Below are 12712 nucleotides of genomic sequence, written 5' to 3' on the forward strand. Positions count from 1 at the left end.
CCCCCCGGACCTGGCCCGTTTCCCCCGCCCTGTCAGACGGCTTCCGCACCCGTCGCCGGGTGGATGTCGGCCTGGATCTCGTCCGCGTGCTCGCCCGTCACCAGGTAGACCACGCGCTTGGCCACCGACACCGCGTGGTCGGCGAAGCGCTCGTAGTAGCGGCCGAGCAGGGTCACGTCGACGGCCGTCTCGATGCCGTGCTTCCAGCGGTCGTCGAGGAGGTGCTGGAAGAGGGTCCGGTGGAGGAGGTCCATGTCGTCGTCGTCCTGCTCCAGCTGGAGCGCGAGGTCGACGTCCTTGGTGATGACGACCTCGGCCGCCTTGGCCATCAGTCGCTGGGCGAGCTGGCCCATCTCCAGGATCGTGGCGTGCAGGTCGTGCGGGACCCCGCGCTCGGGGAAGCGCAGCCGGGCCAGCTTCGCGACGTGCTGGGCCAGGTCACCGGCGCGCTCCAGGTCCGCCGACATCCGCAGGGACGTGACCACGATGCGCAGGTCCGTCGCCACCGGCTGCTGGCGGGCCAGCAGGGCTATCGCGCGGGCCTCCAGCTCGTGCTGGAGATCGTCGACCTTCTGGTCGGCCGCGATGACGCTCTCGGCGAGCTTCAGGTCGGCGTCGAGGATGGCCGTCGTGGCGCGCCCGATCGCCGACCCGACGAGCCGGGCCATCTCGACCAGTCCCTCGCCGATCGAGTCAAGTTCCTCGTGATACGCGTCACGCATTGTGTTGTCCCTCTCTTACGTCGCCTTCGGGGAGCCTGGGGCCGGGCTCCCCGGGCGTCTGTAGACCGCCGGACGGGCCCCCTGAACCCCACGCTCCCACGTTCCGGCTCGTACGCGTCCGTTTCCGGCATCCCAAATGAACCACCCCTGGCTCCTGGGTGAACTCTGGGCGACGAGTGTTCGAGGTCGCACTCGGATGGCTGTGGCCTGGCACGACGACATGCCTAACCTGGAGGCATGGACGTGAACGCGGCGGTCGCCGCAGCGGCAGCGATCGCCGGAGTGCTCACCGGTGTCATCGCCATGCTGGCGTTCCGCTGGAGCGAACGCGACCAGAAACGCCCCACCCGCACCTCCCTTCATACGGACCCGGTGCTTCCGCCGGGCGTCGACACGGTTCTCTCCGTGCTCCGCTCCTCCGCCGTCGTACTCGACGAGGCCGACGCCGTCGTCAAGGCGAGCTCCGCCGCGTACGCCCTCGGGCTGGTCCGGGGCGGCAAGCTCGCCGTCGAGCCGATGCTCCAGATGGCGCGTGACACCCGCCGGGACGGCGAGATACGCCAGGTCGAGCTCGATCTGCCGAGAAGGGGGACGGGACGCGGCGAGGCACTGGCCGTCTCCGCGCGCGTCGCGCCGCTCGGTTCCCGGCTGGTCCTGCTGCTGGTCGAGGACCTCACCGAGGCCCGGCGCATCGAAGCCGTACGACGCGACTTCGTCGCCAACGTGAGCCACGAGCTGAAGACGCCCGTGGGCGCGCTCTCGCTGCTCTCCGAGGCGGTGATGGACGCCTCGGACGACCCGGAGGCCGTGGAGCGCTTCGCCGGGCGCATGCAGATCGAGGCCACCCGGCTCACCAATCTCGTGCAGGAGCTCATCGACCTGTCGAGGGTGCAGAACGACGACCCGCTGGAGGACGCCGAGCCGGTACGGGTCGGCGAACTCGTCGCCGAGGCGATCGACCGGTGCCGCCACCAGGCCGGCACCAAGCAGATCACCATGGCCGCCGGCGGCACGGCGGAGCTGAGCATCTGGGGCAACCGCGGCCAGCTGGCCGCGGCCCTCGGCAACCTCGTCGAGAACGCCGTCAACTACTCGCCCGCCCGGACCCGGGTGGGCATAGCCGCGCGCCGGGTGTCGGCGCCCGGTGGAGACCTCATCGAGATCGCCGTGACCGACCAGGGCATCGGCATCTCCGAGAAGGACCGGGAGCGCGTGTTCGAGCGCTTCTACCGCGTGGACCCGGCCCGTTCCCGCCAGACCGGCGGCACGGGCCTGGGCCTCGCGATCGTCAAGCACGTGGCCGCCTCGCACGGCGGGGAGGTCACGGTGTGGAGCTCCGAGGGTCAGGGCTCCACGTTCACCCTGCGGCTGCCGGAGGCGGGTGCGGCCCGCGACCGCGTGACCGATCACCACATGCCCGGACTCGACGAGGACGACGAGACCGAGCAGCCCGACGGGACGACCACCGTCTCATCCCCGTATGAACCGCTTCCTGCCCCGGAGGTCCTTCCGTGACCCGAGTGCTCGTCGTCGAGGACGAGGAGTCCTTCTCCGACGCCCTGTCGTACATGCTCCGCAAGGAGGGCTTCGAGGTCGCCATCGCGACCACCGGGCCCGACGGACTCGACGAGTTCGAGCGCAACGGCGCCGACCTCGTCCTCCTCGACCTGATGCTGCCGGGCCTGCCCGGCACGGAGGTCTGCCGCCAGCTGCGCGGCCGCTCCAACGTTCCGGTGATCATGGTCACCGCCAAGGACAGCGAGATCGACAAGGTCGTCGGGCTGGAGATAGGAGCCGACGACTACGTCACCAAGCCCTTCTCCTCCCGCGAGCTGGTCGCCCGCATCCGGGCGGTCCTGCGCCGCCGGGGCGAGCCCGAGGAGGTCACCCCGGCCGCGCTGGAGGCCGGCCCGGTCCGGATGGACGTCGACCGCCACGTGGTCACCGTCTCCGGCTCCAAGGTCGACCTCCCGCTGAAGGAGTTCGACCTGCTGGAGATGCTGCTGCGCAACGCGGGCCGTGTGCTGACCCGTATGCAGCTCATCGACCGGGTCTGGGGTGCCGACTACGTGGGCGACACCAAGACCCTCGACGTCCACGTCAAGCGACTGCGCGCGAAGATCGAGCCGGACCCGGGGGCGCCCCGGTACCTCGTGACGGTACGAGGACTCGGCTACAAGTTCGAGCCGTAGACCGGCCCCTCGGAACCGGCCGCCCCGCGCGGGCCGGCCCGACGACGCCGAAGGGCGGTACCCCTGGCCGGGGGTACCGCCCTTCGGCGTCGTCCGGACGTACCGGGTTCCCGGCCGTACGCCGGGACTCCGGTCACTGGCCGGCGGCGGACTCCGTGGCGGTCGCGGTGTCCGTGCCCGTGGCGCCCGTGTCGGACGACGTTGTGTCCGAGGGGGTGCCGGAGGCGGAGTCGGACGGCGAGGCGGAGTCGGACGGTGACTCCGTCGAGGAACCGGTCGCCTCCGAGCCGGGCGCCGCCGGGATGTCGCTCGGGCCCCACTTGGTGAAGTAGCTCTCGGCCGGGACCACGAAGGCGCGCAGGCTCACGTCTCCGGTCTTGCTGAAGGTGAAGGTGACCTTCTGCGCGTTGCCGTCCTTGACGGCCGTCCCGGGGGAGCTGAGGGCCGCGGAGGCGTTGCCCTTGCCGCCGAGGATGACGGAGCCACCGGCCGGGACGGTCAGCTTCCCCTTGCCCGCGGCGGGCGTGATCTGGGCGGTGCCGTTGCCTCCGATGGTGACGGAGTCCAGGGTCTGCGCGGTGCGGCCGTTGTTGAACAGGGTCGCGGAGATCACCGCCGGGCCCGTGGAGGTCGTGTCGGGCTGGGTGATGACGAGGGCGTTCTGGATCTTGATGTCACCGACGGTGGTCGCCGCGTTGTCCGGCTTGACCTCCAGCGTCTGTGCGTCGTTGCCGGCGGCGCACGCGGCGAGCGAGGCGAGCGAGAACGCGATGGCGGCGGCGGCGAGAGCGCCGCGTCGAAGGCTGCTGCTCACGGCGGCGGCAACTCCTTGAACGTGGGCGAAGCAGGGCGACTCCTGTGTAAAGCCGCCCTAAGGGTCTGTCAGCGGGCTTAGGTTACCGAGCCGTTCCCGCGCCACCGCACCCGACCCGCCCCTTCGCCCCCTCGAGCCCCGCCACGCCGTCCCGGTACGCCGTCCGCGCCGTCCGGGTACGCCGTCCGCGCCGGTCGGCGTGTGCGCCCTTCCGCGCCGTCCCACCGGCCCCTTTGAGCATCTGTTCGTCCGCCATTCACATAAGCGCCAGGAGATCCGTCCGGAAGATCCGTCCGGGGTTTTCCGGTGGCGAATCCGTGGCGGACCGGAAAATGGATCACCGGCGGTTCGGGGAGAGCGTGATCAATTCCGGATTCGGCTCGTACCCGACTCCGGCAACCGAACGGAGTAGCGGAAGTCGAGCTTCTGGAGCAGGACAAAACGGGATGTTCGGACCCAGGTCAGGGTTCACAGGTCTGTGTACCGTACGCGTTTCAGTCGCCCTGGACAGCCGCTCCCACCTGCGAATACCCTCTTCCGCTCGCTCCTCGCAGCACGTTCCTGTCGCGGTTGTCAAGCCCCGAGATATGCCCTGACCTGCGAAAACGCCATTCAGAAGACGCAGTTTCCGTGTTACCCTGGATAGCCACGGAAGGGGTACCTGTCACATGACGTTCAAGGTTGGCGACACCGTGGTCTATCCCCATCACGGGGCCGCGCTGATCGAGGCCATCGAAACTCGCCAGATCAAAGGCGTGGACAAGACCTACTTGGTGCTGAAGGTCGCCCAGGGCGACCTGACGGTACGTGTGCCAGCGGACAATGCGGAGTTCGTCGGCGTGCGTGATGTGGTCGGTCAGGACGGGCTGGACCGGGTCTTCGAGGTGCTGCGCGCGCCGTACGCCGAGGAGCCCACGAACTGGTCGCGTCGTTACAAGGCAAATCTGGAGAAGCTCGCCTCCGGCGATGTCATCAAGGTCGCGGAAGTCGTACGTGACCTGTGGCGTCGTGAGCGCGAGCGCGGACTCTCCGCCGGTGAGAAGCGGATGCTGGCCAAGGCCCGGCAGATCCTGGTGAGCGAGCTCGCTCTCGCGGAGAACACGAACGAGGACAAGGCCGAGGCTCTGCTCGACGAGGTTCTCGCGTCCTGACGCGTACAGCGCCCAGACGGTGGTCGTTCGGACGGTGGACCGGATCGGTTCTTCTGTTGTTCGGACGGTAGTCGTTTTGACGTAAGCACAAGGCCGCGCAGTTGTGCAAGAAAATGCCGCGGTGCCCGATGACGCAATGGGAATTGCTGTCGCCGGGCGCTGCGGCATGTTCGTACCCGCATCTCTTCGGGAACCCGGGTCTCCCCGTGGTTCCCGCACCGGAACTCGATGCCCCCGAAACGTGATGCCCCGGCACGTGATGTGCCGGGATACTCGCTGTGCCGAGCCCGGGCGGCCGACTCGACCGGATGTCACGGAAGGGTCCGGTCAGGACGCCACGCCGGGCACTCCCCCACGCTCCGCGAGCGGGAGGCACGCCAGGGCCATACCCAAGCAGGCCGAGTACACAAACCTGACAGGAACCGATGTCTGACGATTCGCGCCCTTCGCCGTCCGTGACCCCCGTCGCGGCCGTGATTCCGGCCGCCGGCCGGGGTGTGCGCCTCGGTCCGGGCGCCCCCAAGGCGCTCCGGGCGCTGAACGGCACGCCCATGCTCATCCACGCGGTACGGGCCATGGCCGCCTCCCGCGCCGTCTCCCTGGTCGTCGTGGTGGCGCCGCCCGAGGGGACGGCCGAGGTCAAGACCCTGCTCGACGCGCACGCGCTGCCCGAGCGGACCGACTTCCTGGTCGTCGCCGGCGGCGACAGCCGCCAGGAGTCCGTGAAGTACGGACTCGACGCGCTGCCGCCCGGGATCGACATCGTGCTCGTGCACGACGCGGCCCGGCCGCTGGTGCCGGTGGACACGGTGGACGCGGTCATCGAGGCGGTACGGGACGGCGCGCCCGCCGTCGTACCGGCGCTGCCGCTCGCGGACACCGTCAAGCAGGTCGAGCCGGCGACCGTGCCGGGCACGCCGGAGCCGGTCGTCGGCACGCCCGAGCGGGCGCTGCTGCGAGCCGTACAGACCCCGCAGGGCTTCGACCGGGACACCCTCGTACGGGCCCACGACACCGTCACCGACGACGTGACCGACGACGCGAGCATGGTCGAGCGGCTCGGCGAGCGCGTCGTGGTGGTGCCCGGGCACGAGGAGGCGTTCAAGGTGACGCGCCCCCTGGACCTCGTCCTCGCGGAGGCGGTCCTCGCGCGCAGGAGGGCGAACGATGGGTTCTGAGGTCTCCGCGACGCCGTCCGCCGGCCTGCCGCCGCTGCCGCAGGTCGGTGTCGGCACCGACATCCACGCCTTCGAGGACGGCCGGGAGCTGTGGTGCGCCGGGCTGCTCTGGGAGGGGGAGGGTCCCGGACTGGCCGGACACTCCGACGCGGACGTCGTCGCGCACGCCGCCTGCAACGCCCTCTTCTCCGCGGCGGGGCTCGGTGACCTCGGCGCGCACTTCGGCACCGGACGGCCCGAGTGGTCCGGCGCCTCCGGGGTGACCCTGCTGACCGAGGCCGCGCGGATCGTGCGGGCGGCCGGTTTCGTCATCGGCAACGTCGCCGTCCAGGTCGTCGGGCCACGCCCCAAGATCGGCAAGCGGCGGGACGAGGCGCAGAAGGTCCTCTCCGAGGCGGTGGGCGCGCCGGTGTCGGTCTCCGGGGCCACCACGGACGGTCTGGGCTTCCCCGGCCGGGACGAGGGGCTGATGGCGGTGGCGACGGCACTGGTGGCCCGCGCGTCCTGAGGGCGCGTGCCCCGGCCGGGGGGGCGGACGCCCCCCCCGGACCCCCGCGTCGCCCGAAGGGCTCGTCCTCGAGCGACGGACGGGCCGGGTGCGCGGGCCGGGGCCGGAGAGGAGCCCGGGACGCGGGACGGCGCACGTGGGGGTCGTATGTCACGAATACGTGCCCCTTGCGCGGGAAGGGTCGCGGGGCACTACCCGGGGCCCACTACCCTGGAGGCGTGACCATTCGCCTGTACGACACCAGCGCCCGGCAGATCCGTGACTTCTCCCCGCTCAAGCCGGGTTGTGTCTCGATCTACCTGTGTGGCGCCACCGTGCAGGCCGCCCCGCACATCGGGCACATCCGCTCCGGTCTCAACTTCGACATCATGCGCCGCTGGTTCGAGTACCGCGGATACGACGTCACGTTCATCCGGAACGTGACCGACATCGACGACAAGATCATCACCAAGTCGGCCGAACAGGGCCGCCCTTGGTGGACGATCGGGTACGAGAACGAGCGCGCCTTCAACGACGGCTACGACGCGCTGGGCTGCCTCCCGCCCAGCTACGAGCCGCGCGCGACCGGGCACGTGACCGAGATGGTCGAGATGATGCGCGGGCTCATCGAGCGCGGTCACGCGTACGAGGCGGACGGCAACGTCTACTTCGACGTGCGGTCCTTCCCGGGCTATCTGCAGCTGTCCAACCAGGAGCTGGACAACCTGCTCCAGCCCTCCGGCGAGGGCGAGACCGGCAAGCGGGACCCGCGTGACTTCGCCATGTGGAAGGCCGCCAAGCCCGGTGAGCCCACCTGGGAGACCCCGTGGGGACGCGGCCGGCCCGGCTGGCACCTGGAATGCAGCGCCATGGCGCACAAGTACCTGGGCAGCGCGTTCGACATCCACGGCGGCGGCCTGGACCTGATCTTCCCGCACCACGAGAACGAGATCGCGCAGGCCAAGGCCTTCGGGGACGAGTTCGCCAGGTACTGGGTGCACAACGCCTGGGTCACCATGAGCGGCGAGAAGATGTCCAAGTCCCTGGGCAACTCCGTGCTCGTGAGCGAGATGGTCAAGCAGTGGCGCCCCATCGTGCTGCGCTACTACCTCGGCACGCCGCACTACCGCTCGATGATCGAGTACAGCGAAGAGGCCCTGCGCGAGGCGGAGTCGGCGTTCGCGCGGATCGAGGGGTTCGCGCAGCGGGTGACGGAGCTGGCGGGGGGCGTCGTCGAGCCCGTCGCCGAGGTGCCGCCCGCGTTCGCCGAGGCCATGGACGACGACCTCGGGGTGCCGCAGGCGCTCGCCGTGGTGCACACGACCGTGCGGCAGGGCAACTCCGCCCTGGCCGCCGACGACAAGGAAGCCGCCGTGGCGCGGCTCGCGGAGGTCCGGGCCATGCTCGGCGTCCTCGGCCTCGACCCGCTCGACCCGGCGTGGGCCGTCGAGAGCGACCGCGGTGAGGACCTGCACGGGGTCGTCGACACCCTCGTACGCCTGGTGCTGCAGCAGCGCGAGGCGGCGCGGGGCCGGAAGGACTGGGCGACCGCGGACGCCATCCGCGACCAGCTCAACCAGTCGGGTCTCGTCATCGAGGACGGCCCGCAGGGACCCCGGTGGACACTCGGCCCGCGCTGAGTGTTCCTTGATCGAGTGTGCCGCCCGGCTCTCCGGGCGGCACACTGCATAGACGACCACACGGACGGACGTGCCCGCGCAGCGTGCGCACGCCCTCACACAGAACAGGTAGGTCATGGCCGCTAACAACCGCCGCATGTCCGGCAAGAAGGGCGCGCAGGTCGGCAGTGGCGGCCAGCGACGCCGGGGCCTGGAGGGCAAGGGCCCGACCCCGCCCGCCGAGATGCGCAAGGGACACAAGAAGAACCGCATCGCCAACGTCAAGGCCAAGCAGAGCGCGCGCCGTCCCGCCCCGCGCGGGCGCGGCGGCAAGGGCACGTCCGAGATGGTCGTCGGGCGCAACCCCGTGGTCGAGGCGCTGCGCGAGGGCGTGCCCGCGTCGACGCTGTACGTGCAGCAGTTCATCGACAACGACGAGCGCGTCCGGGAGGCCCTCCAGCTGGTGGGCGAGCGCGGGGGCATCCACCTCATGGAGGCCCCGCGCCCGGAGCTGGACCGCATGACCAACGGGCTCAACCACCAGGGCCTCGTCCTGCAGGTCCCGCCGTACGAGTACGCGCACCCGGAGGACCTCGTCGCCGCCGCCTTCGACGAGGGCCAGGACCCGTTGATCGTCGCCCTCGACGGGGTGACCGACCCCCGGAACCTGGGTGCCGTGGTCCGCTCCGCCTCGGCCTTCGGCGGTCACGGTGTCGTCGTGCCCGAGCGGCGCGCGGCCGGGATGACCGCCGGTGCCTGGAAGACCTCGGCCGGCGCCGCCGCCCGTACGCCCGTCGCGCGCGCCGCCAACCTGACGCGGGCCCTGGAGGCGTACAAGAAGGCCGGTCTCGTCGTGGTCGGTCTCGCCGCGGACGGCGAGGCCGAGGTCGGTGACCTGGAGGCGCTCGGCGGTCCCGTCGTCATCGTCGTCGGCAGCGAGGGCAAGGGGCTGTCCCGGCTCGTCGGGGAGACCTGCGACTTCCGGGTGCGGATCCCGATGCCCGGTGGCGCGGAGTCGCTGAACGCCGGTGTGGCGGCGGGAGTCGTGCTGTACGAGGCGGCCCGGCGACGCGCCTGAACAGGCGTCCGAGCCGTCACCCCCGTGGGGTGATCGGGAGGGTCCGGACGGCCTTGACGCGGTCCGGACAGATCGGCGGGGTCAAAGCAGTGTCCTAAACACACGTCACTCGGTTAGATGAGTGTGGACACCAGAACACCCCGCACACCCACGGGGGACCGCTCGTCGGGATTCGACGACGCTCCCGCGCTGAGCATGGTGAAGGTGCCGAGCGATCCGGCGCAGGTCATCGTCAATCATGTGAGCTTCCGCGTGCAGCTCGGCGCTGCGTCGCGGCCCCGATCCCTGCGCGTCGCACGGCACTTGAGCCCCGGCGGTGCCCCGCGGATGCCCGTCGGCGGTACGGCGGGCAGAGCGGGCGCGCCCGGCCAGGGCGGCACCGGTACCCGTCGTCGCGCGCCCGTCGTCTGGAGCGGGAAATCCGCGCCCGACGACACCGGCGCGCACCGCCTGCTGCAGGCCGTGCGGAGCACGAGCGTCCGGCACGGCGCGGTCCCGGCGGGCGACGCCGGCGCGACGCAGGTCATCCCGCGCTACGACGAACACCAGGGCTACGAGGGCGATCTGACCGTCGAGACGGTCGAGACACCGCTCGTCGGCAGCCAGCGCACCCCCTCCTCCGGGTACGACTCGGGGTACGACTCCGCCCGGACCGGAGGAACCTCCCTCCCCCCGGAGGGCCGGCTGCTGCCGAACATGCGCAGCGTAGACAGCGCGTACGACGAACCGCGCTACGGGGGCGGGGAGTTCGCCGGCGGCGAGGGTGACGACGGCTACGCCTACGGCTACGACGACTACCAGGACGAGACGGCCGAACCGCCGGTCAGGCGGCAGGGCGCGGACTCGCCGCGGCAGGGGTACTACCCCGGCCGCCGGATGAATCTCGGCGTGGTGCTGCTTCCGCTCCGCGTCTTCCTCGGGTTCATCTCCATCTACGCCGGCATGGGCAAGCTGTGCGATCCCGTCTACTTCGACGGCGGCAAGCGCGGCTCCATGGTGAAGTGGCTGAACACCCTGCACCCGTGGGAAGTCGCCGAGCCGCTGCGGCAGTTCGCGCTCCAGCACCCGGTCGGCTCGGGGCTCGTCATCGCCTTCTTCCAGGTCATCGTGGGCGTGCTCACGGTCCTCGGTCTGTGGCAGCGGGTCGCCGCGGTGGTCGGCGCGATGCTGTCGGCCGCGCTCATCGTCACCGTCAGCTGGAAGACCGTCCCCGCGTACGACGCGCCGGACATCATCTACCTCGCCGCCTGGTCCCCGCTGATCATCGCCGGTGCTCCCGTCTACTCGGTGGACGGCCGTCTGGCGAGCGAGGCGTGGCGCACCCTCGGGCCGCGCGCCGACATCTGGGACCTGCGTCGGCGTGTGCTGCGCCGCGGCGCGCTGGTCTCGGCGGTCGTCATCGGGCTCACGCTGCTGGTCGGCTCGCTGCTGGGCGGCGCCGTCCGGGACGCCGACCGGGTGGTCGTGCCGGGACCGGGCGAGGCCCCGCGCAACGAGCTGCCCGGCACCCCGCTGCCCCAGGAGCCGGGCTCTCCCCAGCGGAGGACCAGCAGCCCGTCGGCCTCCGCGAAGGAGCCCACCCACAGTGGTTCCTCGTCGCCCTCGGGCCCGGCCACCACGCCGGGCGCGACCCGCGCGACGGGCGGCACGGTCAGCAGCGGCGGACCCAGCCAGACGCAGGGTGCCGCCGGTCAGGCGCCGCCGAGGCAGTCCGCGCCGGTCCACCAGGCGCCCAGTACGAGCGCGGGCCCGACGTCCACCGGCGGCGGCACCGGCGGTGGCAGCGGCGGCGGCGGTTCCACGGGCACGGGTGCGGGTGGCACGTCCGGTGGTTCGAGCTCCGGCGGCGGTACGTCCGGCGGCTCGGACAAGCTGGTCGGCGGCCTGCTCGGGTAGGCGCCCGGACGGTACGGCGACGGGGCCCCGCACACCGGATGTGCGGGGCCCCGTCGCCGTACCGTCGTGATCCGTGCCGAGGGGTTCAGCGGCCGAGCGCGGCGAGCTCCTTGGCGGCCTCGGTGAGGTCCTTCGCCGTGTCGATCGCGCGCCAGTAGGCGCCCTGGGGGAGGGAGAAGCCGGCCAGCCGGCGTTCGCGGGCCAGGTGCGGGAACGTGGTGCGCTCGTGGTCGCCGCGCTCGGGGAGCAGATCGGCGAAGCCGGCGGAGAAGACGTAGACGCCCGCGTTGATCTCGTAGGTGGTCGGCGGTGACTCGATGAAGTCCGTCACCCGTCCGAAGTCGTCCGTCTCGACGGCGCCCCACGGGATGCGGGGGCGGGCCAGGGCGAGGGTGGCGACGGCGTCGCGCTCGGTGTGGAAGTCCGCCATGTCGCGCAGCGAGAAGCGGGTCCAGATGTCGCCGTTGGTCGCGTACCAGGGCCGGTCCGGGTGAGGGAGGTGCGCTGCGGCGTACTTGAGGCCGCCGCCGCGGCCCAGGGGTTCCTTCTCGACGACCGTTATGACGTCGACCGGGAGGTGGGCCGAGTCCAGCCACTCCTGGAGGACTTCGGCGAGGTGGCCGCAGGAGACGACGACGTCGGTCACGCCCTCTTCGGCGAGCCAGGTCAGCTGGTGGCCGATGATCGGGGTCCCGGTGCCCGGGATCTCGACCATCGGCTTGGGCCGGTCGTCGGTGTACGGGCGCAGCCGGGAGCCCTGGCCGCCGGCCAGGACGACGGCTTGAACGGGGCGCGACGCGGCGTTCGGATCGGTCATGCCCGAACTGTACGTGGCGCCCCGCGGGTGGCTCCGGCCGGCAACCGTCGCCTTGAGCGGGTGTTGTCCGGCGGGCGGGACGGGGCCCTTCCGGTCGCGGAAGAGGCCCCGGGGGACGGTCAGAGGTGCGTGGCCGCGACCCCCGATGCGAAGGACGTGTCGCAGACCGGGCGGGCGAACGCCTGGGCGCGCGTCGGCCCGTACGCGCGGACCGCGGCGCGGCCGAGGGCGCGGGCGATGGAGACGCAGTGCTTCGCGAGCGACGGACGGCCGTTCACCGCCTCCTGGAGGTGGGTGAGGGCGGTGCCCGGGTCCTTCTCCTGGAGTTCGAGCAGGAGCCGGTCGCGCAGGACGTCCTGCGGGGCGCGGGCGACGGCGCGGGAGGAGACGTCCGAGGAGGAGGCGGTGAGCACCGACTCCGAGGAGCTCCCGGACCAGTTGACCCGGGTGACCGCGAGGGTCCCGGAGAGCACCAGGACGACAGGCAGAACGAGGGCGAGGGTGCGGCCGATCCGGCGGGCGGGGCCGCGGCCGTGCCGGGTCCGTTGGGTGGTGGTGGAGTGCTTCACGCGAGTGAGGGTAGCGCGGGGTGATGATTTGGCGACATTTAGTCACCGGTTCGAGGGACGGCGAAGGGATGTTTTCCCTGTGGGGTGTTGACGCACGTCTATCGAAATGACCGGCTTGCCGGGGTATTTGTCGACAACGAGAAGGGCCCCGCAGCAGGCTGCGGGGCCCTTCTCGTCAACGTGGATGAA

Annotated in this window: 12 protein-coding genes; 8 read left to right on the forward strand and 4 right to left on the reverse strand. The window is 71.4% G+C overall.

Translation table 11 applies throughout. From position 1 onward, the window contains the following. Positions 1 to 32: 32 nt before the first annotated feature. The gene (phoU, locus tag OG776_RS23075) at positions 33 to 722 is read right to left on the reverse strand and encodes a phosphate signaling complex protein PhoU (RefSeq protein ID WP_148009055.1); all 690 of its coding nucleotides are present in this window, start codon (positions 720 to 722) and stop codon (positions 33 to 35) included. 237 nt (positions 723 to 959) lie between these two features. Between phoU and OG776_RS23080 the strand changes: the two genes are divergently transcribed. Both OG776_RS23080 and OG776_RS23085 read left to right on the forward strand, forming a co-directional pair. Then, a complete protein-coding gene (locus OG776_RS23080; RefSeq protein ID WP_148009054.1) occupies positions 960 to 2237 on the forward strand; it encodes a sensor histidine kinase in 1278 nt (425 codons plus the stop codon). Further along, a complete protein-coding gene (locus OG776_RS23085; RefSeq protein ID WP_009340348.1) occupies positions 2234 to 2914 on the forward strand; it encodes a response regulator transcription factor in 681 nt (226 codons plus the stop codon). The genes OG776_RS23080 and OG776_RS23085 overlap by 4 nt, the downstream gene beginning before the upstream one ends. 133 nt (positions 2915 to 3047) lie before the next feature. Here OG776_RS23085 and OG776_RS23090 read toward each other — a convergent pair whose 3' ends face one another. Further along, the gene (locus OG776_RS23090) at positions 3048 to 3728 is read right to left on the reverse strand and encodes a copper chaperone PCu(A)C (protein WP_148009053.1); all 681 of its coding nucleotides are present in this window, start codon (positions 3726 to 3728) and stop codon (positions 3048 to 3050) included. 668 nt (positions 3729 to 4396) lie between these two features. Between OG776_RS23090 and OG776_RS23095 the strand changes: the two genes are divergently transcribed. From OG776_RS23095 to OG776_RS23120, 6 genes are all read left to right on the forward strand, one after another. Beyond that, on the forward strand, positions 4397 to 4879 hold the full coding sequence (locus tag OG776_RS23095; protein ID WP_003953493.1) for a CarD family transcriptional regulator: 483 nt from the start codon (positions 4397 to 4399) through the stop codon (positions 4877 to 4879). 425 nt (positions 4880 to 5304) lie between these two features. Continuing rightward, positions 5305 to 6057, forward strand: a complete 753-nt coding sequence (gene ispD, locus OG776_RS23100; protein WP_148009052.1) for a 2-C-methyl-D-erythritol 4-phosphate cytidylyltransferase — start codon at positions 5305 to 5307, stop codon at positions 6055 to 6057. Further along, on the forward strand, positions 6047 to 6565 hold the full coding sequence (gene ispF / locus OG776_RS23105) for a 2-C-methyl-D-erythritol 2,4-cyclodiphosphate synthase (RefSeq protein WP_148009051.1): 519 nt from the start codon (positions 6047 to 6049) through the stop codon (positions 6563 to 6565). Before ispD ends, ispF begins: the two co-directional genes overlap by 11 nt. 218 nt (positions 6566 to 6783) lie before the next feature. After that, complete coding sequence (cysS, locus tag OG776_RS23110; RefSeq protein ID WP_148009050.1) at positions 6784 to 8184, forward strand: cysteine--tRNA ligase; 1401 nt, start codon at positions 6784 to 6786, stop codon at positions 8182 to 8184. Positions 8185 to 8299: 115 nt separating this feature from the next. Further along, on the forward strand, positions 8300 to 9241 hold the full coding sequence (rlmB, locus tag OG776_RS23115; RefSeq protein WP_148009049.1) for a 23S rRNA (guanosine(2251)-2'-O)-methyltransferase RlmB: 942 nt from the start codon (positions 8300 to 8302) through the stop codon (positions 9239 to 9241). 123 nt (positions 9242 to 9364) lie between these two features. Further along, the gene (locus OG776_RS23120; RefSeq protein WP_148009465.1) at positions 9365 to 11137 is read left to right on the forward strand and encodes a DoxX family membrane protein; all 1773 of its coding nucleotides are present in this window, start codon (positions 9365 to 9367) and stop codon (positions 11135 to 11137) included. Positions 11138 to 11222: 85 nt separating this feature from the next. Here OG776_RS23120 and OG776_RS23125 read toward each other — a convergent pair whose 3' ends face one another. Together OG776_RS23125 and OG776_RS23130 are read right to left on the reverse strand one after the other, a co-directional pair. Beyond that, complete coding sequence (locus OG776_RS23125) at positions 11223 to 11954, reverse strand: nucleotidyltransferase family protein (RefSeq protein ID WP_148009048.1); 732 nt, start codon at positions 11952 to 11954, stop codon at positions 11223 to 11225. Between the two features lie 119 nt (positions 11955 to 12073). Next, positions 12074 to 12523 (reverse strand): hypothetical protein, encoded by a 450-nt coding sequence (locus OG776_RS23130; RefSeq protein ID WP_148009047.1) that lies wholly within the window; start codon positions 12521 to 12523, stop codon positions 12074 to 12076. Positions 12524 to 12712 lie beyond the last annotated feature (189 nt).

Origin of the sequence: Streptomyces sp. NBC_01689, from assembly GCF_036250675.1 — a bacterium.
GTDB lineage: Bacteria > Actinomycetota > Actinomycetes > Streptomycetales > Streptomycetaceae > Streptomyces.